This is a genomic window from Halococcus sp. PRR34, from assembly GCF_028617175.1.
GTDB classification, from domain to species: domain Archaea; phylum Halobacteriota; class Halobacteria; order Halobacteriales; family Halococcaceae; genus Halococcus; species Halococcus salifodinae.
Genome location: NZ_JAQJDA010000001.1, coordinates 471598 through 494121, shown reverse-complemented (window position 1 = coordinate 494121; position 22524 = coordinate 471598). Strand labels below are relative to the sequence as shown.

Below are 22524 nucleotides of genomic sequence, written 5' to 3'. Positions count from 1 at the left end.
CCCGCGGCCAATGTCAGAGCGTACCTTCGACCGCGAGACGCTCCTCGATCTCACGGTCAACGTCATCCCCCTGGGGATCATCCTGTTTTTCGTGGTGCTGTTTCTCGTCGTCAGGCCGTGGGAGCAGAACCTCTTCCTGACGGCGGTGAGCATGGCGCTGCTGGTGGTTCCCTTCGTCGCGCTCGCGCTCCTCACGTACTTCTCCGGACGGGCGATCGCCGGAGCCGAACAGGCCGACGCCGAAGCGGTGACCACCGATTCCAGCACCGCCGACTCCGGATCGACGGGTGCGACCGCTGACCTCGCCGATGGCGTCACCGCCGAGACGGCCGACGACGAAACGACGACCGATGGGGATGACGACGATCTCGAACCGGCCGTCACCGAAGCCGACTCGGAGTGACGATCGACCGGTCGTGATCCGGCCGTCGAACCGTCTCCATCCCGCCGTCGGTCTCGACCCAATTCGCCCGCGAAGAGGCTCCTGTCGGGCGATTCGTCTTCCCGAACTGCTGGCCGAAATCTAAGGATTCTTTACGCTGTGGATTCGAGATCCGCGTATGGTACAAGCCCAGCTCGCGCTGACGGTCCTGATGGGGCTGCTCCTCGCGGGCGTGGCGGTCTGGCTCACCCGAATCGAGGACTGGCGGTCGTACACGCCGCTGGCTGGCGGCGGTGGTGCCGTTTCCGGCGAAACCGGCTACGCCCACGAGGAGAAGCCCGGCGGGATCATCCGGTGGTTGACGACTGTCGATCACAAGGACATCGGGGTCCTGTACGGAACGTACGCAACCATTGCCTTTGCCGTCGGTGGGATCATGGTCATGCTGATGCGTGCCGAACTCCTCGCGCCGGCCACCGACGTCATCGGCGCTGAGTTCTACAACTCGTTGCTCACGAGCCACGGCATCACGATGCTGTTCCTGTTCGGCACGCCCGCGATCGCGGCCTTCGGGAACTACTTCATCCCGCTGCTGATCGGCGCTGACGACATGGCGTTCCCACGGATCAACGCCATCGCGTTCTGGCTCCTTCCACCAGGGGCGATCCTGATCTGGGCGGGGTTCTTTACTGCGCCGATCGCAAGCCTCGACATCGTCCCGGCACAGACCGCGTGGACGATGTACACCCCGCTGTCGGCGGGCGTCGGGTCCGGAACGCAGGCGAACGTCGGCGTCGACTTCATGCTGCTCGGCCTCCATCTTACCGGGGTTTCGGCGACGATGGGGTCGATCAACTTCATCGCCACCATCTTCACCGAGCGCGGTCCCGACGTCAACTGGGCGAATCTCGACATCTTCAGCTGGACGATCCTGACCCAGTCCGGGCTGATCCTGTTCGCGTTCCCGCTGCTGGGGAGCGCGCTCATCATGCTGCTGCTCGATCGCAACTTCGCGACGACGTTCTTCGCGGTCGGAGAGGGCGGCGGACCGATCCTCTGGCAGCACCTGTTCTGGTTCTTCGGCCATCCCGAGGTGTATATCCTCGCGCTACCGCCGATGGGGATACTGAGTCTCGTGATCCCGAAGTTCAGCGGACGGAAGCTGTTCGGCTTCAAGTTCGTGGTCTACTCGACGCTGGCGATCGGAGTGCTCTCGTTCGGCGTCTGGGCTCACCACATGTTCGCGACCGGGATCGATCCCCGGATCCGCGCGAGCTTCATGGCGGTCTCGCTCGCGATCGCGATCCCGAGCGCGGTCAAGACGTTCAACTGGATCACCACGATGTGGGGCGGCAACGTCAGACTGACAGCCCCGATGCTGTTCTGTATCGGCGCGGTGTCGAACTTCATCATCGGCGGGGTCACCGGTGTGTTCCTCGCCTCGATCCCCGTGGACCTCGTCCTCCACGACACCTACTACGTGGTGGGCCACTTCCATTACATCGTGATGGGGCTGCTCGGGTTCGCCTTCTTCGCCGGAATCTACTACTGGTTCCCGCTGTTCACCGGGAAGATGTACCAGAAGCGGCTGGCGAAAGCCCACTTCTGGCTCACCGCCATCGGGACCAACCTGACGTTCTTCGCCATGCTGTTCCTCGGCTATCTCGGGATGCCCCGGCGGTACGCGACGTACGACTTCGGCCTCGGGCCGGTGAACATCATCACCGTCTTCCACCAGCTCGCAACGCTCGGCGCACTGCTCATCTTCGTTGGCCAGGTCATCTGGATCTGGAACATCGTCCAGTCGTGGTACGAGGCTCCGACGATGGAGGACGCCGATCCGTGGAACCTGAAGGAGAGCGGCCAGTTCACCCACGAGTGGCAGTGGCACGAACGCCGCACCGAGACCGCGATCGCCGACGGCGGTGAGGATACCGACGAGGAGACGGCGATGACTGACGGCGGTGAGCCGAGCGAAACGAGGCGAACCTCGTCGGACGAGTGAAACGAGTCTCCCGGAAGTGAGCGGTCGCAACGCGACCGCAAACCACGTCGGATCGCTCCGACGATGGTGAACGCGCCGCTGTCGTACGACTCTCGTCGAAGGAGTGAAATAGAACTCCCGAACAGCAGAAGACGAGTAGAACAGGCGGTTGTGCTGTGCGGTCGGAGATTCGATCGCAGGTTGTCGGCGACCGTATCAGCTGACGACCAGCACGACGGTCATCACCGCCATCGACATCGAGATGGCGACCAGAATCAACAGGAGGAGTTCTTTTTCGGCCATACGGCATGTGAGGCGCGCGAGGACAAAAGGCTGATTGTCCGGCGGGCGCGACGTAGCGGTATGTCGGAGAATCCGACGGCGACGACGCCATCCACCGGCCGACGCGGTCGATCGGTGGTCATGGTCGTGTACGTCGTTGTCATCGCCATCGCTGGGCTCACGGGCTTTTTGCTCGGAACCTATGGCCCCGAGGAGCTCCGCCCGGTCGATCTCTTCTTCCTGATCGAACTCCAGCCCACGCCGCTCGGGCTCGCGATCTACGGGATGGGGACGATGGGGGTCGGGCTGGGAATCGTTTTGATCCTCGTGAGCTACGCCTCGCAGCGCTACGACGCATAACGGGCGGATTCACGAGCAAGCCGGACGACGGACCAATCAGGACCGTTCAGCCGGCTGTCGTCGGCCTCGGATTCGTCTCGTTTCGATTCGACGCCGTCGCGTCGGTCGCCGCGAGCGCGTTTCCGTACCAGGTGGGGCGCTCGACATCGGTCGCGCCGATCGCGGTGTAGCGCGCCGAGACGACGATCGTCGTCGCCCCGTCGGCCCCATCACCACTGAGTCGCTGGGTGAGCGTGTAGTTCCGCACGAGCCCCTGTTCGGTGACGCCAGCACGGACGCTGACGGATCGATCCAGAACGGTCGCCGTGTTCGACGTCTCTCGGCGAGCTACCGCCGGCACGAGGCGATAGACCGTCGTACCGTTGCGGTCTGTCCGGTTGGCGACGCGGGTTTCGGCGGCGACGAACATCGTTTCGATCCGTCCGCTGCCCGCTCCCAGGACCGACGACCGCTGGGCGACGACCGCCTGTGGCGACAACCGGCGATACGTCGTCGTGTCGTTCGCCCTGGTCGTTGCTACGAGAACACGCTCGCTGTCGTCGTAGTACTCCACCTGCTGCAACGTCGTCGATTCGTTCCAGCGCCTCGTGACCCGAAAGCGGCCATCGGCGACACGAGTAGTGCTCTCGATCCGACGGATCGACGTGCCGTTCTCGGCTCGGTACACCACCGTCTGCCGTACCGTGAACGACGTGTTCTCGAACGCGGCGGTGTGTGCCGCTGCGAGCGCACTGGCGTTCACGACTCCTTTGCCGGTGAGACCCGGTGCGAGCCGTGGCACGGGCGTCGGGGTCGGTTCGTCGGTCGGGACGGCTACCGGCGTGAGCGTCGGCGTCCGTTCGTCGCTCTCTGTCCCGAAGACACCGTTGCAGCCGGCGAGAACGACACAGACGACGAGGACGAACGGAAGGATGCGGCGCATGTGGGTGCCCCTCACGATACCCGTACTGCGATTCTGGATTCGATCCCGTCACAACAGCTAAGTCGCCGCTCTCCGGAGTGGTCGGACATGTACGAGATCCTGTTGTGTGTTGACGCGGACGGAACGAGCCTCGATCGACAGCTCGACGCCGTTACTCGTCTGCCGAACGCGGCCGACGGCGTTCACGTCACGGTCTGTCACGTCTTCGGCGAGAACCCGTCGGGGGCGTCCGTTACCCAGGTTGGATCGGTCCGGCGCGCGCTCGATCGCCTCGACGACGCCGGGATCGAGAACTCCGTCGCGGAGGAGAGTGGTGACCCGACCGACGCCATCCTTCGACTGGCGACCGAGCGGGACGCCGACGCGATCTACATCGGTGGACGAAAGCGCAACCCGTCGGGAAAGGCGCTGTTCGGCAGCGTGACTCAGTCGGTGATCCTCAACGCGGAGCGCCCGGTGCTCGTCGCCGGGTTGAACGACTGAGCGCCACGTCGCTTCGACGGCGCTCTCAAAATCGGGGTCGTTCGCCGCGCGAACCGTGCTCGCGGTGTCACGCGCCGTCGCCATCTTCGTAGACCTCGGTACACGCCGCGGCGACACGGTCAGGCGTCGCCCGACCGGTGAACCCTTCCCGAAGTTCCCCGTCCGTGAACAGCGCCAGCGCCGGGGCGGCGTCGATGCCGATTGCACGCCGAAACTCGGGGCAGTCCTCACCGTCGAGACCCCCGACGGCCACCTCATCGGGGATCGCGGCGAGGATCTCGTCGAGGTCGTCCTTCATCGCCTCGCAGGGGTCACAGTGGTGTTTCCAGACCGTGACGATCGCGCGGTCGTGCGACGAGACGAACCTCTCGTAGCTCCCGTCGTCGAGTTCGACCACCGCATCCGGAACCGGTGTCCCGGGACGCAGTTCGCTCACCACACGCGCCATCCTGGCGAGGGTCGCCGTCGACGGCGACCGATCGAGGTGGGCGTCGATCGCGAGGTACGCGACGAACTCTTCGCGGGTGACGCCGAGTTCGTCGACCTGCTCGGCCGCAGCCCCCGCCGAGTCGAGACCGAACACCTCGGCGACCGACTCGTGGAACCGTTCGGCCGACGCGTCGGCGTAGGTGTCGTGATACACCGCACGGGTGTCCTCGAATTCGGCGGTCGTGGCGACCGTCGAGGTTTCCGGGTCGACCGCGACCACGCCGCCGTCGATGAGCGCGTCGAGGAGCGCTTCGGCGTCGGGGTCGGCTCTATCGTTGTCGTCACTGCCGGTATCCACGGTGGCTCCGGTGCGTTCGGTGTCGGTATCGTCGGCCGTCATACGCCGAGATACCGTTCACGGGTTTCGTCGTCGTCACGAAGCTCCTCGGCGGTGCCGTCGAACACGATCGCACCCTGGTCGATCACGTAACACCGATCCGCGATCTTGATCGCCGCCGCGGCGTTCTGCTCGACCAGCAGGAGGGTCGTGCCTGCGTCGCGGATCCGCTCGATCGCGTTCTCGACCGCCTGGATGATCTGCGGTGCGAGCCCCTCGTAGGGTTCGTCGAGCATCAACAGCTCGGTGTTCTGTTTCAGCGCGCGACCGATCGCGAGCATCTGTTGTTCGCCACCGGAGAGCGTGCCGGCCTTCTGGGATTCGCGCTCTTCGAGTCGGGGGAAGAACTCGAACACATCCTCGGTCGACATCCCGCTCCGCTGGACCTGTACCGAGCGTCCGAACGTGTTTGAACGGTTGCGCGCGACGTCCGCAAGGTGGAGGTTCTCGCCGACGGTGAGGTCCGCGAAGATCCGTCGCTCCTCGGGCACGAGCGATATCCCGGCCATCGCGACGTCCTCGACGGCTCTCCCGGTGATGTCCTCGCCGTCGTAGGTGATCGTACCGTCGCGGACGTCGGGCGGCTTCGAACTCGCGATCGAGCGCAGCGTCGTCGTCTTCCCCGCGCCGTTGCGACCGAGCAGCGCACAGATCTCGCCGTCCTCGACCGTCATCGAGAGGTCGCGCAGGATGTGGCTCTCGCCGTAGTACGCGTCGACCTCGTCGAGCGTAAGCAGGCTCACAGCTCGACACCACCGAGGTAGGCTTCCTGAACGTCCGGATCGCCCTGGATCTCCTCGGGGGTCCCCTCCGCGATGACTCGGCCCCGATTGAGGACGATGATGCGATCGGAGACCTCGAAAACGATCTCCATGTCGTGTTCGACCAACACCAGTGTGAGTCCGAGCTCCTCCTTCACGTCCTCGATGAGCGAGACGGTCGCGTTGGTCTCCTCGGGGCTCATTCCGGCGGTGGGCTCGTCCATCAGGAGGAGATCCGGCTCGCTTGCGAGCGCGATCCCGATCTCCAGCCGGCGCTTGTCGCCGTAGGGGAGATCGGCCGCCGGCACTTCGCGCTGGCCCCAGAGATCGACGGCTTCGAGGGTTCGCTTGGTCGCGTCGTCGACCGCCGAATACCGGTTGCGATGACGGAGGAAGTTGAGCCGGAACGAGCCGTGTTCGGCCCCGAGTGCAGCTATTTCGGCGTTCTCCTCGACCGTGAGTTCCGGGAAGATCGAGGCGGTCTGGAACGATTTGCTGATCCCCTGCTGGACGACCTCGTAGGGGGCACGGTCGGTGATCGACTCGCCCTGGAACACGATGTCGCCCTCGGTTGGATCGAGCATCCGCGTGATGAGGTTGATGAGCGTGGTCTTCCCCGCGCCGTTCGGCCCGATCACGCTCACGCGCTCGCCCTCTTCGATCGCGATATCGACGTCGTCGGTCGCGGTGAGCCCGTTGAACCGCTTCACGAGCCCACGGGTTTCGAGCAGCGCCATCAGCGCTCCTCCAGCCGTGCCGCGATCCACGATCGACCGTCCTCCACGACGCCCCAGACGCCCTGGGGGAACAGGACGACGACCGTGACGAAGACCAGTCCGAGCACGAGATGCCAGTAGGGGCCGATCCAGTCGAAGGGGTAGCCACCGCTCACGATGTACTCGACCCAGAGGTAGATCCCGGCTCCGATCAGCGGGCCGATCAACGTCCCGACGCCGCCGAGAACGGTCATGATGACCACTTCGCCGCTCGTGGTCCAGTACAGCGAGGACAGCGGGACGTACTCGCCGTGGACGGTGAACAGCGCTCCCGCGAGCCCCGCAAACGTCCCCGAGAGCACGAACGCCGCCAGTTTGTATCGCCAGACGTTGAAGCCGACGAACGACGCGCGCTGCTCGTTCTCGTGGATGGCACGGAACACGATCCCGTACGGTGAGTTGAGGATCCGCAGGATGACCGCGACGCTCGCCACCAGTGCCGCGGCGATGAACGCGTATCGCCACGTGCCGAGCAGCGTTCCGGCGACCGACGGGAGCTCTGTCCCGAGGTCGAACGAGCCGAGCAGCGGCCCGATCTCCACGCCGGTCAACCCGTTGTCGCCGCCAGTGATGGACGCGAGCGGTGCCGAGGCCATGTAGTAGATCATCTGGGCGAACGCCAGCGTGAGAATCGCGAAGTAGATCCCGCCCCGCCGGAGCGACAACACCCCGAGCACGACCGAGAGGACCACAGCGAACAGCACCGCGATCCCGACGATCACGAGCGGGGACTGGACGACGTTCGCACTGAGCCAGCCGGCCGCGTACGCACCCGCTCCCCAGAGCGCAGCGTGGCCGAAGGAGAGCAGTCCTGTGCGCCCGAGCAGTAGGTCGAACCCGATCGCGAAGATCCCCCAGACGAGGATCAACGACGCCAGCTCCTGGTAGCCCTGAAGCAGATCGCTGATCACCGGTGCTCGGGCGAGCAGATACGGAAACAGCGCGACGCCGACGATCGTCAGCGCGATGATCGTCGACTCCCGCCCGCGGACGCGCTCCCACCGGGATCGGACCCCATCGAGGGACGCCGTACCGGTCCCCCCACTCACGGTCTCGCCGCCGTCGGCTTCGGTCTCGGTCGCGTTCGCGTTCTTATCACTCATGCACACCACCTCCACGGACGGCCACGAATCCACGTGGCCCAGTTCCGTCGACACCGTGGAACCGTACAATGGGGGTCGGTACCGTGATCGACGGTCTCATGTCTCTCACACGGAGTGCGCGCTAATAAACGCCGCGGGCGTGGGTCGGTCGATTCACCGTGGATCGGCGTCGTCTCCAGTCTCATGAGATATCCACCTCGCTGCCGAGCAGGCCCTGAGGACGCACGAGGAGGATGATCGCGGCGATCGCGTAGATCCCGACCTGGGACCACGGCGCGAGCCCGTAGTTGATCCCGAGCGCGGGGATCACGAGGCTCCACTGGATCAGGAACGACTGCGTGATCCCGAGGATCAGCCCGCCAAGCACCGCGCCTCTGATGCTGCCGAGCCCGCCGATGACGACCGTGAGGAACGCTGGCACGAGAACGTCGGTCCCGACGGTCGGGTTGACGACGGTCAGCGGGCCACCGACGACGCCGGCGACGCCAGCCAGCGCGGCACCGATACCGAACACCGCGATGTACGGCCGCGTGATCTTGATCCCGAGGAGTTGGACCATCTCCGAATCCTGGGTGCCCGCTCTCACGGTGAGCCCGAAGTCGGTGAACTCGATCAGCGCGTACACGAGCACAACCAACACTGCCGTGATGACGATCACCCAGAGCCGCCACTGGGGGAACCCGCCGACCAGCGGCAGCTGCACCGCCCCTGACGCCCACGCGGGCTGGGCGAAGCTTTGACTGTTGCCGCCGAAAAGCACCCTGAGAGCCTGCTGAACCACGATCGCGAGCCCGAAGGTGAGGAGGATCTGGTCGGTGTCGGGGCGGTCGTAAAACGGTCGTGCGACGAACCGTTCCATCGCCATCCCGAGCACGAAAACGATGATTGGGACGATGATCAACGCGGCCAGAAATCCCATGTCGAGCCCGAGCGTGCCGAATCCGAACTCGGCGAGCTGTCCCTGCGAGAACGTCGTTTCCTGGGAGACCAGAAGGCCGACGTAGAGTCCCACGACGTACAGCGCGCCGTGGGCGAAGTTCACGAACTTGAGCGTGCCGAGGATGATCGACAGCCCGATCGCCAACAGCACGTAGATCGCCCCCGTCTGGAGGCCGTTGAGGAGAATGCGGACCGTTTCGGCAAGGAGGCTCATCGAACGCTCCTGCTCTCGCTTCTCGGTCGTTCGCCACCGACGCCGAACTGCCGACGGTGGCAGGGAGATCGGTGGTACTTGACGGTACTGTTCGAGTCGGTCGCTGTTGGATCGTTCATTCTGTCGTCTTCTCTCGGCCGGTCGCTCGATCGTCGGTACCACATATTGCCCTCGAAACGCGGTGTGATGGGAGAACTACTCGTAGCTGCCGAGCTCGCACTCGGCCGCCGGGCCGGTGTTGCAGTCGTAGCCGACCTGGTCGCTGGGGACGAGGTTGACGAGATCCAGCAGGTCGCCCTCGCTCTGGTCGCCGGTCTGTTTCCCCTGGACGACCGGGACCGCCCGTTGAGCCTGGTGGTCGCATTTCCGCATCACTTCCTGGCCCAGACCGATGTTGTTGTACTCGTAACCCTCGAGCTGTCGGATGACTTCCGGCGGGTAGAACGTCCCAGCGCGTTCGGCGGCGGCCGCGTACTGGAGGATCTGTGCGTACGCGAGCTGTGCGACGCCCGGTGGTGGGTTGCCATACTCCTGCTGGAACGCGTCGGCGAACGTGTTCGATGGCTCGTTGTCGATCCCCGGATCCCACGCGGTCGTCCCGAACACGCCCGGGATCGCCTGTTTCGCGTTACCGGCCACCAGCTGGTTGTACAGCGGGACGACGATTTCCATGTTCTCCGTCAGACCCTGGTTGACGGCCTGCTTGAGCGAGTTCGCACCGTCGAGCCCGTACTCGTCGAGGAACAGCACGTCCGCGTCCGAGCTTTGGGCCTCCGAGAGGTACGAGGAGAAATCGGAGGTTCCCAGCGGCGTCGCCGTGTTGCCGACCTCGGTCCAGCCGGCCTCCTCGAAGAACTGCTTCATCGACGACTGGACGCTCTGGCCCCACGTGTAGTCGGCGTAGAGCTGGTAGAAGTTCAGGTCGTCCCCGTACTCCTCCGTCACCGGTGGCACGAGTGCCTGTGCGGTCGTGTACGCGTTGAACATCTCCCGGAAGGCGTACCGCCGGCAGTCCTTTCCGGTCGTGGCGTTCGAGTGGGTGAGACAACACTGGTACAGCACCTTCTCCTGTTGGGCCAGCGATTCGAGCGCGATCGCCACTGCACTCGACGACCCGCCGGTGAACATGATCACGTTGTCCCGATTGATCATCCGGCTGGCGGCGTTCCGTGCCGTGTCGGGGTCGGTCGCTGTGTCGCCCTCTACGAAGTCGATCTGCTTGCCGAGCACGCCATCACCGCTGAGGTCCTCGAAGTTGCCGACCCAGCCGCCGCCGTTGTTGAGATGGTTGATGGCGAGTTTGTACGCGTTGAGTTCGCTCGCGCCCTCTGCTTGGTAGGACCCGCTCTGGGGGACGGTGAGCCCGAACATCGCGGTATCGCCTTCGATCGGGAAGTTGCCGAGTGACGGGTAATCCCCGCCGCCACCGCCGGAACCGTTACCACCACCGCCGGAACCGTTACCACCACCGCCGGAACCGTTACCACCACCACCGGACCCGTTGCTTCCACCGCCGCCACCGCCGGAACCGTTACCGCCACCACTGGAGTCGTTTCCGTCGCCACCACCGCCGAGACAGCCTGCCAAACCGGCGATACCGACGGTTCCCGATGCACCGGCCAGTTTGAGCACGTCACGGCGGGTCTGTCCTGTGTCCTCGCGTCGCATACCAGTTGCATGGAAGAAGAACATAATAATCTTTGCATCAGAACAATATCTGTGGTTGATCAATAAAGCAGGCGATTGATGCCACTCCTGGAACTGAATCGATACCGTTCGACACGTTGGACCGTCGAGACGGCTCGGTGAGGACGAGTGGACGGCTGTTTAGTCGGCCTGGACCTGGTCGCGGATCTCCTCGGGGACGCTCGGATCCCGAAGTGTGGTGGTGTTCCCCAGATCGTCACCGTTCGAGATGTTCTCGAGCAGTCGGCGCATGATCTTGCCCGACCGGGTTTTCGGGAGGTCGTCGACGAAGATGACCTCGTTCGGTCGCGCGAACTTCCCGATCTCCTGCTCGATCGCGCCCACGATCCGGTCGCGGACCGCCTCGCTCTCTTCGACACCCTCCCTGACGGTGACGTAGACGTCGGGGACTTCGCCCTTCTGGGCGTCCTCGCGCGCGGCGACCGCGGCCTCGGCGACGTCCTCGACCTCCGCGACGGCACTTTCGAGCTCCATCGTTCCCAGCCGGTGGCCGGCGACGTTCATCACGTCGTCGAGCCGCCCGAGAACACGATAGTAGCCGTCCTCGGCCTGGACCGCGCCGTCGCCCGCCTCGTACACCCAGTCGCTCGAATCGTCGGAATCCGTGTCCGAGAACCGCTCCCAGTACTCCGAGATGAACCGCTCGTCGTTGCCGTAGACGGTCTGGAGCATCCCGGGCCACGGGCGCTCGATGACGAGGTTGCCCGCCTCGTCGCTTTCGGTCGGGATCGCCTCGCCGTTGTCGTCGTAGATCGCGGGCTGGATCCCCGGTGCGGGGTGGCCCGCGCTGCCTGGCTTCATGTCTTGGATCGCGGGCAGGTTGGTGATGAGGTGGCCGCCAGTCTCGGTCTGCCACCACGTGTCGACGATGACCGCGCTCTCGTCGCCGATGTGCTTGTAGTACCAGAGCCACGCCTCGGGCTGGATCGGCTCGCCCACGGTGGTCATGTGTCGGAAGTCGAAGTCGTGGCCCTCGACGTGCTCCTCGCCCCATTTCATGAACTGACGCACGGCAGTCGGCGAGGTGTGGAAGATATCGACGTCGTAGGACTCGGCGATCTCCCAGATCCGGCTCTTGGTGGGATGATCGGGTGCGCCCTCGTACATCACCGTCGTCGTGCCCAGCGAGAGTGGGCCGTAGACGATGTAGGAGTGGCCGGTGATCCAGCCGATGTCGGCGGGACACCAGTAGGTGTCCTCGGGTTTGATGTCCTCGACGTACTTCGAGGTCCCCGTCACGTACGCGAGATACCCGCCGGTGCGGTGCTGACAGCCCTTCGGCTGGCCGGTCGTGCCGGAGGTGTACATCAAAAAGAGGGGGTCCTCGGCGTCGCGACTGACCGGCTCGACCGTCTCGCCGCGGTGGTCGTCCAGCAGCGCCGACATCATCGTGTAGTCGTCGCTGACGTCGACCTCCGGCTCGTCGTGGCGGGTCCACGCGAGGACCTCGGGATCACGGTCGGTCTCCGTCATGGCCTGGTCGGCCTTCTCGATGTGATCGAGGAACTCGCCGCGGCGGTAGTAGCCGTCGATCGTCACGATGTGATCCGACTCGGCGCTGCCGACGCGCTCGGCGAGCGCGTTCGCCGAAAAGCCCGCGAAGACCACGCTGTGGGGCGCACCGATCCGGGCACACGCGAGCATCGTGATCGGGAGCGCGGGCACCATCGGGAGGTGGATCGTGACGATATCGTCCTCTTCGACCCCGACCGATCGGAGTGCGGCCGCGGTCTCGTTGACCTGTTCGTGGAGATCGTCGTAGGTGATGTCGCGGGTCTCGCCGTCCTCACCCTCCCAGAGGATGGCGGTCTCGTCGCCACGCTCTGCGAGGTGGCGGTCGACGCAGTTGTGGCTCGCGTTCAACTCCCCGCCGACGAACCACTCGTAGAACGGTGGGTTGGAGTCGTCGAGCACCGTGTCCCACTCGGACTCCCAGTCGAGCATCTCGGCGTACTCCTCGAAGCCTGCGGGGAACTCGTCGAAGCGGTCGTAGATCGCGGGGTCGGCGGCGTTCGCCTGGTCGACGAACGATTCGGGCGGCTCGAAGTAGTCCTGTTCGGCGAGCCGCGACTCGATCGTGATATCCTCGTCTGACATGATTGTCCTCCAGTCGTGTGGTTCGGTGGTACGCCACATATCGTTAACGATACCCGCATTGTTTCGCGACACAAGAACTCGAATCGAAAATCCGGGCGTGTCGCCGTCGGTCGATCGGGCGTGTTCGGACGTCGACGCTTCCGTGATCAGGCGACGCCGACGGTCTCGCTGTACGAACCGTGGCGCGCCTCGAACACCCGCATGATCTCGCCCATCGACGTCCCGACCTTGACCGCGTCGACGATCGCCGGCATCGTGTTCTCGCCCGTCTCGATGGCGTCTTCGAGGTCCGCCAGCGCGTCCTCGACCTTCCCGTCGTCGCGTTCTGCTTTCACGTCGGCGAGGCGGGACTGCTGTCGTTCCTGGACCCCCTCGTCGACTTCGAGGATCTCCGGGCGGGTGTCCTCGTCCATCGTGTACTCGTTGACGCCGACGACGGTCTCCTCGCCTTCCTCGACGCGCTCTTGATACTCGAACGAGGCGTCCTGAATCTCGCGGTGGAAGTAGCCCTGTTCGATTCCCGTCAGGACGCCGTCTCGAACGGAGCCGTCGCCCATCTCGCGGATCTCCTCGATGTATTCCATCGCTTTCGCCTCGGTCTCGTCGGTCAGCGACTCGACCGCGAAACTCCCCCCGAGCGGGTCAACGATGTCGGCCGCACCGGATTCCTCGGCGATGATCTGCTGAGTCCGGAGCGCCACACGAACGGCGTCTTCGGATGGCAGCGCAAGCGCCTCGTCGTAGCTGTTGGTGTGGAGGCTCTGTGTTCCACCGAGCACGCCCGCGAGCGCCTGAACCGTCACGCGGGCGATGTTGTTGAGCGGCTGCTGGGCAGTGAGAGACTGACCCGCGGTCTGGGTGTGGAACTTCAACTGCTTCGATTTCGGGTCCTCGGCGTCGTACCACTCGTCCATCACGTTCGCGTAGATCCGGCGGGCGGCCCGGAACTTCGCGACCTCCTCGAACAGCGAGTTGTGCGAGTTGAAGAAAAAGGACAGTTGCGGGGCGAACTCGTCGATCTCGAGTCCGCGCTCCATCGCGTCCTCGACGTACGCGAACCCGTCGGCGAGGGTGAAGGCGAGCTCCTGAATCGCGGTCGAGCCCGCTTCCCGGATGTGATATCCCGAGATCGAGATCGGCTTGATCTTCGGGGTCTCTTCGACCGCGAACTCGACAGTATCAGTAACGAGTTCGAGTGAAGACTCGGGGGGCGTGACCCACTCTTTCTGGGCGATGAACTCCTTCAGCATGTCGTTCTGCATGGTCCCACGAAGTTTCTCGCGGGGCACGCCACGCTTGTCGGCGAGCGCGACGTACATCGCGAAGATCACGGGTGCGCTCGGGTTGATGGTGAAGGAGGTCGAGACCTCTTCGAGATCGATCCCGTCGAAGAGGATCTCCATGTCCCGAAGCGTGTCGACAGCGACGCCCTCTCTCCCCACTTCGCCGTCGGCCATCGGATCGTCCGAATCGATCCCCATCAGCGTCGGCATGTCGAACGCGGTCGATAGGCCGGTTTGCCCTTCGTCGACGAGGAAACGGAACCGCTCGTTGGTCTCTTCTGCGGTGCCGAACCCGGCGAACTGGCGCATCGTCCACGTCCGACCGCGGTACATCGTGGGGTAGACACCCCGGGTGTAGGGCTCCTCGCCGGGGTACCCGAGATCCTCCTCGTAGTCGATGTCCGCGACGTCGTCGGGGGTGTAGAGTCGGTCGACTTCGAGGTTCGAGACGGTGGCGAAGCGCTCCTGGCGCTCGCCGTGGCGATCGAGAACGGGGTCGAGCGTCTCCTCGCTCCACCGTTCTTTCTCCTCCCGAATTGCGGCGAGATCTTCATCGTCGTACATACTGGACGTTGTTACCGGGCCGGTAAAGAAGATTCGGGCATCGGTGTCGATCGAGCACGGATCGATACCGACGGACGGCCGAACGTCGACCACGACCCACTCCACAGCGGATCCGAGCGACGCCTCTCGGCCCTCGGCAACGAAACGCGGGTCGCCATCCACCGTGAGATCGCGGATGCCGAGGACGCGCTTTCCTTTTCGGACCTGCGCGAGCGAGTCGGGACCCGCGACTCGGGGAAGTCCGTGGGTTGGACGGGTGTTGGAACTGCGGAGAGGAGGGGTTTCTGGAACGCTACGCCGCTTCGCTCGTCACTCGGGAGTCATATTCGGATCCGATGACACACTCATTGCGCTATCGATGCAAATCCGTCGTCGAGATCCGCAACGAGGTCGTCGATATGCTCGATACCTACGGACATTCTGATGAGTGTATCGGTGATTCCGAGCGCCGATCGGGTTTCGGCTCCCAGCGGTTCGTGCGTCATCGCTGCGGGCAGTTGGATCAGCGACTCGACACCACCAACCGAAACTGCCAGTGAGAACTCCGAAAGCGATTCGAGAAATTCGATCGCATCGGACTGATCTCCCTGGATATCGAACGAAAGAATACCCCCGTAGCCGGACTGCTGGCGCTCGGACAGATCGTGTTGGGGGTGGGACTCCAATCCAGGATAGTGGACGGTATCCACCGCATCGTGGTCTTCCAAGTACTCTGCGATCACCAGTGCGTTAGCTTCGTGATCACGCATCCGGGCAGAGAGCGTTTTCGTCCCCCGGAGAAGGAGATATGCGTCGAATGGCGGCATCTGATTCCCCAATGCGATCTGTTGGAGGAATTTCATCTCTTCGGCTACCGTATCGTGATCGGTGACGACAGCACCGCCGATGGAGTCGGAGTGGCCGTTGAGGTACTTCGTCGTGGAGTGAGCGACCACGTCAGCACCGAGCGAAAGTGGTTGCTGGAAGTACGGAGAGAGAAACGTGTTGTCGACACCGAGCAGCGCATCGTTTTCGTGGGCAACGTTCGCTATCGTAGACAGATCACATATCCGCATGGATGGGTTCGTTGGGGACTCCATCCAGACCAGCTTCGTTTCGGGCTGGATGGCTGCCTCGACGTTCCCAGGGTCGGTTGCATCAACACTGGTCACTCGAACGTTCAACTGCTTTTCGAAGAAATCGGTCAGCATCCGTGTTGTACCTGCATAGAGGTCATCGAACGCGACGACGTGATCACCTGGCTCGACGGTGGCGAGAAACGTGGTCGCGATGGCAGCAGAACCCGACGCGAAACAGAAGCCGTGATCTGCCCGTTCGAGGCTAGCAATTCGCTTCTCAGCAGCGTGCCGTGTTGGGTTCGAGAGCCGACCGTAGAGGTATTCGCCGCGATCCGGGTCGACGTCTTCCAACGAGAGGTCGGAGTCGATACCGGGGAGGGTGTACGTAGAGGCCAGATGAATCGGGACCGTCACGTCTCCGGCACTCGTCTCTGCGGGATCTTCGCCGGTCGAGACACTCCGTGTCTCGAAACGAGGCTCAGTCTCTCTCTCCATGCCACTGCCACGGACAGCCACGCGATAAACGTGTGCAATTTCGGGTAATAAAAACCAATATTCGTATTACTTTCGATCATCACGCAACGATACTACCTCTGGATTCGTGGGTTGTGTGCTGCTTTCAGAACTTCTTCGCGATTCGGGGTGGAACCCGATCGCTCCCGGTAGTTGTCGAACCGCTCGTATTCGAAGTGTGTCCCGGATCGCCGATGCTGATAACGGTAGCAACACAAAAGCGACGACTGGTGGCGTGCAAACGGGGGACAGGCTGTCGAGAGGGTAGCGAAAGTCCATGAAATCGTGCCGATCCCGGTCGCGAACAGTTCGCCGAGCTCGGCGACGCGATCCGGGCGGAGACGGCGGCGTCGAGCGCTCAGTAGTGACCCATGACGCCCTTTCGCCGCGCGCGGCGCTGCGCCCGGTGGAAGGCGAGATAGCCGACGCCGAGATAGCCGACCGCGGTGGCGACGAGGATCGCGAGCTCGGTGACAGGAAGCTCCCAGAGCCGGACGCCATCGGTCATCGCGCGCCCGAGGAGGTGGCTGCCCTGGGCGAGCGGGAGCCATTTGAGGAGCGGGTACTGGGTGACCGGCGCGGCGATCAGGCCGATCAGCACGAACTGGACGATGTTGAAGGCGTTCTCGACCCGCTTGTAGAGCAGGGCGAGCGCCCCCATGGCGAACCCGACGCCGACCGCGGGTGCGACCGCGAGCCCGCCGAGGATCAACACCGTCACCGGTTCGATGACGAGGGACTGACCGGTCGTGGCGAGCATCAACGCGAGGATAAGCACTCCCCAGAGGAACGCCTCCAGTACGTTTACCGCGGTCTTGATCGCCATCACCCGCCCGAAGCCAAAGGGCGACATGAACAGCTGTTCGAGGGTGCCCCACTGTGACTCGCGAGTCACGTTCCACGCGAGCCCGGAATAGGCCGTGATCGAGACCGACCAGAGCATGTAGCCCACGATGATCCCCTCGATCGAGTTCGCGAGCGCCGCGCCCGCGATCGCGCGCCCGCCGAAGAAGATGATGAGGAAGACCAGATACATCACCCCGAACTGTGAGAGCGTGTTGACCGGGTAGCGCACGAGGAGGAGCGCGCGCTTTTTCGCGATCGCCCTGACGAGGGTCGCAAGGCTGGCGTCGGTGGTTGCGCCCGTTCCTGGGCTCGCGGTGTCCGTACTCATCCGTCCTCACTCCCAGTGAGTTCGAGGAACACGTCTTCGAGGTCGGGCTCAATCGAGTCGACCGACGCCGGCACGGTGTCTGCCTCTCGAAGCGCGTCCATCACGTCGTAGAGCGCGCGCCCGTCGGGCAGCGACACTGCAAAGCGTGCCTGATCGCCGACCGACTCGAACCCGTCGGCGTCGAACTCGGCTTCGAGCCGGTCGCGCACCCCGTCCGGGAGGTCGTCGACGGTGATGTGGTAGGCCTGGCTCCGGAAGAGATCGATGAGGCCGTCGACGGTGTCGTCGGTCACGACGCGGCCGTCGTTCATGATGATCACCCGGTCGCAGACTGCCTGCACCACGTCCATGTCGTGGCTCGACAGCACGACCGTCATCGATTCTTGGTCGGCGAGCCGGCGGAGCTCTCGCTGGAGTTCGAGCGAACTCTCGACATCGAGGCCGAGGGTGGGTTCGTCGAGGAAAGCCACCGAGGCGTCGCGTGCGAGGGTGCAGGCGAGCGACACCTTCTGTTTCATCCCGCGTGAGAGGTCGTTCACGGGCTTGTCGGCCTTCTCCGCGAGCGCGAGCTGGTTGAGCAGCCGATCGTGGCGGTCGGCCACCGCGGCGGGCCGCCGGCCGCTGAGCGCGGCGAAGAACTCCAAGTTCTCTCTAACGGTGAGCTTCCAGTAGACGTTCCGCGCACCTTCCAGCATCGCGCCGACTTGCCGGTAGGCCGCCCGTGGATCGTCGTGGACATCGACGCCGTCGATCGTCACCGTTCCGGCGGTGGGGACGACGAGCCCGAGCATCGCCTTGATCGTCGTGGTCTTTCCGGCCCCGTTCGGCCCCAGCAGTCCGACCACAGTGCCCGGTTCGATGTCGAACGAGACGTCCTCGACGGCGCGAACAGCGTCGTCACCGTCTCCGTAGGTCTTTTCGAGTCCCTCAACTGAAACCACGGAACGACTCCGTTCGTCGGATTGCTCGGTCGCTCGATCGCTCGCCTGTTCGTGTTCGAGCGGTGCGTTCGTGCTCATTCGATCACATTCCCATGGCCGCTATCATTAAACGTTTCCAGAGTTATATTTCTGTTTGATGGAACACATGTGTCGGGGGAGGAGTTCTCGGGACTATCTCGAATGCGACTTCATCGGCGGACACGGCGGGACCGTCGTTTCCGAGGATCCCCCTCCCGGGTCAGGGTCGCCGTTACAGTCGACACTGACACGCTCCAGTTGACGCTCGACGGGATGCTGAGCGTCGTCGATTTCGATCACGCAGCCGGGAACGCGTAGCGTCACGGGCGTCTCTACCTGCTCTAAGAACGATCGACGGTGGCGGCTCGCGCGGCCGCGTCGCTCACTCGGCTTCGTTCAGTCTGGTGATCGTCTGCACCAGGGGATGGTGGGCGTAGTCGACGACGCAGATGTCTTCGATCGATTCGAGCCCCTCCTTGCGCGCGGTTTCGGCCATTCCGAGCTCGACGCTCTCCCCGAGTACGATCACGTAGGCGTCGGACTCCTCGATCCCCTGGCGGTCGGCAGCCTTCACGCGGTGGTGGCCGTCGGCGAGCAGGAGATTCCCCCCGTTGTCGATGACGACGAGAGGTTCGGCGAGACCGTGTTCGAGTTCGTATCGCCGGCCTTCGAGTTCGTCGGCGTACACCTTCGACTGGGTTGGTGTGAGGTCGTCGAGCGCGACCCGACGGCGCTCTTCTCGCGTCCCGATCTCGTGGATGTTTTCGAGGGTGCGCGAGAGCTTGCCGACCTTCTCGGGGGTGGCGCGCTCGATCTGGCTCCGGATCACGTCGGCGTTCGAGATGATCCCGACGAGATTGCCGGCGTCGTCCACGACGGGGAGTTTCTGGATGCCCGAGCGGAGGATGACCCGTGCGGCGTCGTCGAGATCCATCTCGGGGTGGGCGACGACTAGATCCTCGGACATCACCGTGAAAACGGCGGCGTTGTCCGCGGCGAGCAGGAGGTCGCGGGCGGTGACGAACCCCTCGCACCGCCGGCCGTCACACACCGGAAAACCGCTGTGTTCCTCGTCGCTCTCGGCGACGCGGCGGGCGACCGACGCGACCGTGTCGTCGGGCGAGACCGTCACGACGTCGCGAGTCATGTAGTCGCTGACCCGCGGTGTGCCGGTGTCGGTGGCCATTGGGTGTGTGATCGTCGTCGCCGGACAAAAACCTCTCGTTCAGGTGGCTCAACCGTCGTCGGTCGTTTCGCGACGTTCGTCATCGTCGCCGGACGCCTCCTCGGGGTCGCTATGGTTCCTACTCGTTCCGTCGCCCGCATTCGTTTCGACCGCCTCGCCCGTCTCGTCCGCCCCAGCCAGCTCGGTCGCTCCCGCGGTCACGTCGGGCGTCGTCGTTGTCGGCTCCACGTCCGGCCGCGATTCGATCGCTCCGAAGAACCGATCGTTGATGACGTCGTGGACGATCCCTGAGAGCGCGGTCTCGTCGGCGTCGCCGAGCAGTCCGAGCGGGAGCTGTGCGCCCGCCATGTCGGCGTGGCCGCCGGCACTCCCGATCCGATCGAACGCGTCCCGGAGCGTCTCGCCGATGTCGAGACCGCCACCCCGCGTCCGGCCGGAGCAGTAGATCGTGCCGTCGATGATCCCGTAGACGAGCGTCGTTCGGATGTCTTCGATGTCGAGGAGCTGGTCGGCGGCCTGGGCGAGCGCGTCGCGCTCGTGGAGGTCGTCGATGTAGCTCACCAGCACCGAACCCGAGACCTCGCGGTTCGAGATCGCGCGCGCGATCGTTTCGAGCGTCTCGGCGCTCATGCTCGGCGTCTCGACCTGCTCCAAGATGTCTTCGTCTGCGTACGGGAGCAAGAACGCAGCGGCGTCGAAGTCCACGGTCGACACCTCGCGCTGGAAGTCCTTGGTGTCGACCCGAATGCCGTAGAGCAGCGCTGTCGCCACCGTGCTGTCGATCTCGATCCCGAGTCGGCCGAGATAGTCCACGAGGAGGGTGCTGGTCGCACCGACGTCGCTCCGGAGGTCGACGAACCGCGCTTCGACCGGCGCGCGCGGCGGATGGTGGTCGATCAGCACGTCGATAGGGGTGTCCTCGGGGAGCTGGTCGTTGACTCCCGGCCGCGAGTGATCGACCAGCGCGATCCCGCCGTACTCGTCGATGTCGTCGGGCGCGAGCTCGCGCATCTCGATGTCGAGCAGGTTGACCATCGCGCGGTTCTGTTGGTGGGTGATCGCGCCGAAATAGCAGACCTCGGCGTCACAGCCGGCCGCTGCGGCGATCCGGCGGAGCGCGAGCGCGCTCGCGATCGCGTCGGGATCGGGGTTGTCGTGGGTCACGATCGCGAGCGGGCCGTCGATCGTGCGGAGCACCCGCCAGAGCCGGCGGGGGCGCATGCTCTCCTCGCCGATACGTTCGAGGAGTTCGGTCGCCGCGGTCGTCGCCGACGTGATCGTGCGGTCGGCGATCGACTCGATCGCGAACCGGCGGTCGTCGGTCGGTTCTTCGCCGGTGTACGCCAGTACGAACGCGTTCGGGTGGGTTTCGCGTGCCGCCGTCGCGGCGGCTTCGTTGGTTGCAGGGTCGTCGCTCGCTACGACGACGACGTCGACCGGTTTGTCGAGGTCGGCGAGCGTCGCGGGATCGGTCGGGTCGGCTCGTCGCGCCGCGACGCGGTCGCTTCGTAGCGTCTCGACGCGGTGCTCGTCGGTGCAGAGCACCGTGACGCCGCCGGGACGATCGCCGAGCGCGTCGACCAGAATGCGCCCGACCGAGCCACATCCCAGCACGAGCCGCGAGACCATGCCCACCGATGGACGCCACGATGGTTAAAACCCTCCGCCAGCATCCGGATCATGCCGCCGGATCGTCGTCGAACGGACGACCCACCACCGTTCCGCTCCCGCCCCGGTTTCAAAGGCTTTGTAACGACTGGCCGCGCAGGACGGACATGACCGAAACCGTTGTCGTGCTCGGTGCTGGCTACGCCGGCGCTGGGGCGATCAAGAGCCTCGAAGACGCCCTCGACGACGAGGCCGACATCATCTGGCTCTCCGATCACGACCACCACCTCGTGCTCCACGAGGCCCACCGGTGCATCCGGGACCCGAGCGTCCGTCAGAACATCACGATCCCGGTCGAGGAGATCAAATCCCCACACACCCGCTTCATCGAGGGCGAGGTCACCGATCTCGACTGCGACGACCGAGAGATCGCGCTTGCCGACGGCTCGACGGTCGACTACGACTACGCGCTGGTCACGCTGGGTTCGCAAACGGCGTACTACGGGATCGACGGTCTCGAAGCGCACTCGTTCACGCTCAAGAGTCTCGACGACGCGCTCGAGATCCACGACGAAGTGAAGGAAGCCGCCCGCGACGCCACTCCCGACGACCCGGCACAGGTCGTCGTCGGCGGTGCGGGCCTCTCGGGCATCCAGACCGCGGGCGAGATCGCGGAGTTCCGTGATCTACACCACGCCCCGATCGAGATCACGCTCGTCGAGGCCTTAGAAGAGATCTTCCCGGGCAACGATCCCGAACTCCAGGGCGCGCTCAGAAAGCGTCTGCTCGAACGCGACATCGAGATCTCGACCGCCGACCCGATCACCGAGGCCGACGAAGACGTGATCCACTTCGAGTCGGACGCAACGCTCGAACACGACGTCTTCGTCTGGGCCGGCGGGGTTACGGGTCAGGACGCGATGGGCGGTACAGAACTCGACAACGAGCACAACCGCGTCAACGCCGCAGCGACCTTCGAGACGAGCGACGATCGGGTGTTCGCGCTGGGCGATTCGGCGATCGTCGATCAGCCCGAGGGTCCGTGTCCACCGACCGCCCAGGCCGCGTGGCAGGCCGCCGAGGTCGCCGGCGAGAACGTCGCGCGCGCGCTCCACGGCCAGCCGCTGACGTCGTGGACTCACGAGGACAAGGGAACGCTGGTATCGGTCGGCGAGAAGGCGGTCGCGCACAACGTGGTCAACGTCCCGATCAACACCTTCGGCGGGCCGGCCGCGAAGTTCCTGAAGAAAGCGGTCGCCGCGCGGTGGATCCGGGACATCGCGGGCTCGTCCCGGGCGGCGCGCGCGTGGCCCGACATGTAGCGGTTCGGGACCGACAACACA

19 protein-coding genes are annotated in these 22524 nt (G+C 64.6%); 5 read left to right on the top strand and 14 right to left on the bottom strand.

Annotated elements, in window-relative coordinates:
• Positions 1-10 precede the first annotated feature (10 nt).
• The 3 genes from PHA81_RS02570 (at position 11) to PHA81_RS02560 (ending at position 3008) form a co-directional block, all read left to right on the top strand.
• Complete coding sequence (locus PHA81_RS02570; protein ID WP_273834978.1) at positions 11-403, top strand: DUF6684 family protein; 393 nt, start codon at positions 11-13, stop codon at positions 401-403.
• A gap of 190 nt (positions 404-593) precedes the next feature.
• A complete protein-coding gene (locus PHA81_RS02565; RefSeq protein ID WP_049910366.1) occupies positions 594-2387 on the top strand; it encodes a cbb3-type cytochrome c oxidase subunit I in 1794 nt (597 codons plus the stop codon).
• A gap of 342 nt (positions 2388-2729) precedes the next feature.
• Entirely contained in the window at positions 2730-3008 is a 279-nt protein-coding gene (locus PHA81_RS02560; protein ID WP_005045509.1) for a hypothetical protein, read from the top strand.
• A gap of 46 nt (positions 3009-3054) precedes the next feature.
• Here the strand turns inward: PHA81_RS02560 and PHA81_RS02555 are convergent, their stop codons facing one another.
• Positions 3055-3930, bottom strand: a complete 876-nt coding sequence (locus PHA81_RS02555; RefSeq protein WP_005045510.1) for a hypothetical protein — start codon at positions 3928-3930, stop codon at positions 3055-3057.
• Positions 3931-4017: 87 nt separating this feature from the next.
• On the opposite strand from PHA81_RS02555, the gene PHA81_RS02550 reads away from it, so the two are divergent.
• Positions 4018-4413 carry a universal stress protein gene (locus tag PHA81_RS02550; RefSeq protein ID WP_005045511.1) on the top strand — a complete coding sequence of 132 codons (396 nt, stop codon included), beginning with the start codon at positions 4018-4020 and terminating at the stop codon, positions 4411-4413.
• Between the two features lie 67 nt (positions 4414-4480).
• On the opposite strand, the gene PHA81_RS02545 is transcribed toward PHA81_RS02550, so the two are convergent.
• The 13 genes from PHA81_RS02545 to PHA81_RS02485 form a co-directional block, all read right to left on the bottom strand.
• Positions 4481-5242 (bottom strand): thioredoxin family protein, encoded by a 762-nt coding sequence (locus PHA81_RS02545; RefSeq protein WP_005045512.1) that lies wholly within the window; start codon positions 5240-5242, stop codon positions 4481-4483.
• Positions 5239-5982, bottom strand: coding sequence for an ABC transporter ATP-binding protein (locus PHA81_RS02540; RefSeq protein ID WP_005045513.1), 744 nt, complete (start codon positions 5980-5982; stop codon positions 5239-5241). Before PHA81_RS02540 ends, PHA81_RS02545 begins: the two co-directional genes overlap by 4 nt.
• Positions 5979-6737, bottom strand: a complete 759-nt coding sequence (locus PHA81_RS02535; protein WP_049910360.1) for an ABC transporter ATP-binding protein — start codon at positions 6735-6737, stop codon at positions 5979-5981. Before PHA81_RS02535 ends, PHA81_RS02540 begins: the two co-directional genes overlap by 4 nt.
• Positions 6737-7879, bottom strand: coding sequence for a branched-chain amino acid ABC transporter permease (locus tag PHA81_RS02530; protein WP_273834976.1), 1143 nt, complete (start codon positions 7877-7879; stop codon positions 6737-6739). The genes PHA81_RS02535 and PHA81_RS02530 overlap by 1 nt, the downstream gene beginning before the upstream one ends.
• A 181-nt stretch (positions 7880-8060) precedes the next feature.
• The gene (locus PHA81_RS02525; RefSeq protein WP_005045516.1) at positions 8061-9032 is read right to left on the bottom strand and encodes a branched-chain amino acid ABC transporter permease; all 972 of its coding nucleotides are present in this window, start codon (positions 9030-9032) and stop codon (positions 8061-8063) included.
• A gap of 195 nt (positions 9033-9227) precedes the next feature.
• Entirely contained in the window at positions 9228-10700 is a 1473-nt protein-coding gene (locus PHA81_RS02520) for a substrate-binding protein (protein ID WP_273834972.1), read from the bottom strand.
• Between the two features lie 159 nt (positions 10701-10859).
• Positions 10860-12836 (bottom strand): acetate--CoA ligase, encoded by a 1977-nt coding sequence (gene acs / locus PHA81_RS02515; RefSeq protein WP_005045518.1) that lies wholly within the window; start codon positions 12834-12836, stop codon positions 10860-10862.
• Between the two features lie 146 nt (positions 12837-12982).
• Positions 12983-14683, bottom strand: coding sequence for a methylmalonyl-CoA mutase family protein (locus PHA81_RS02510; protein ID WP_005045519.1), 1701 nt, complete (start codon positions 14681-14683; stop codon positions 12983-12985).
• 344 nt (positions 14684-15027) lie between these two features.
• On the bottom strand, positions 15028-16236 hold the full coding sequence (locus PHA81_RS02505) for a PLP-dependent aspartate aminotransferase family protein (protein WP_005045520.1): 1209 nt from the start codon (positions 16234-16236) through the stop codon (positions 15028-15030).
• A gap of 376 nt (positions 16237-16612) precedes the next feature.
• A complete protein-coding gene (locus PHA81_RS02500; RefSeq protein ID WP_005045522.1) occupies positions 16613-17428 on the bottom strand; it encodes an ABC transporter permease in 816 nt (271 codons plus the stop codon).
• Entirely contained in the window at positions 17425-18447 is a 1023-nt protein-coding gene (locus PHA81_RS02495; protein ID WP_005045524.1) for an ABC transporter ATP-binding protein, read from the bottom strand. Before PHA81_RS02495 ends, PHA81_RS02500 begins: the two co-directional genes overlap by 4 nt.
• A gap of 322 nt (positions 18448-18769) precedes the next feature.
• The gene (locus tag PHA81_RS02490; protein WP_005045526.1) at positions 18770-19573 is read right to left on the bottom strand and encodes a CBS domain-containing protein; all 804 of its coding nucleotides are present in this window, start codon (positions 19571-19573) and stop codon (positions 18770-18772) included.
• Between the two features lie 48 nt (positions 19574-19621).
• Positions 19622-21202 carry a DHHA1 domain-containing protein gene (locus tag PHA81_RS02485; RefSeq protein ID WP_005045527.1) on the bottom strand — a complete coding sequence of 527 codons (1581 nt, stop codon included), beginning with the start codon at positions 21200-21202 and terminating at the stop codon, positions 19622-19624.
• A 146-nt stretch (positions 21203-21348) separates the two neighbouring features.
• Here PHA81_RS02485 and PHA81_RS02480 point away from each other — a divergent pair, with 146 nt between their 5' ends.
• Entirely contained in the window at positions 21349-22503 is a 1155-nt protein-coding gene (locus PHA81_RS02480; protein WP_005045528.1) for an FAD-dependent oxidoreductase, read from the top strand.
• Positions 22504-22524 lie beyond the last annotated feature (21 nt).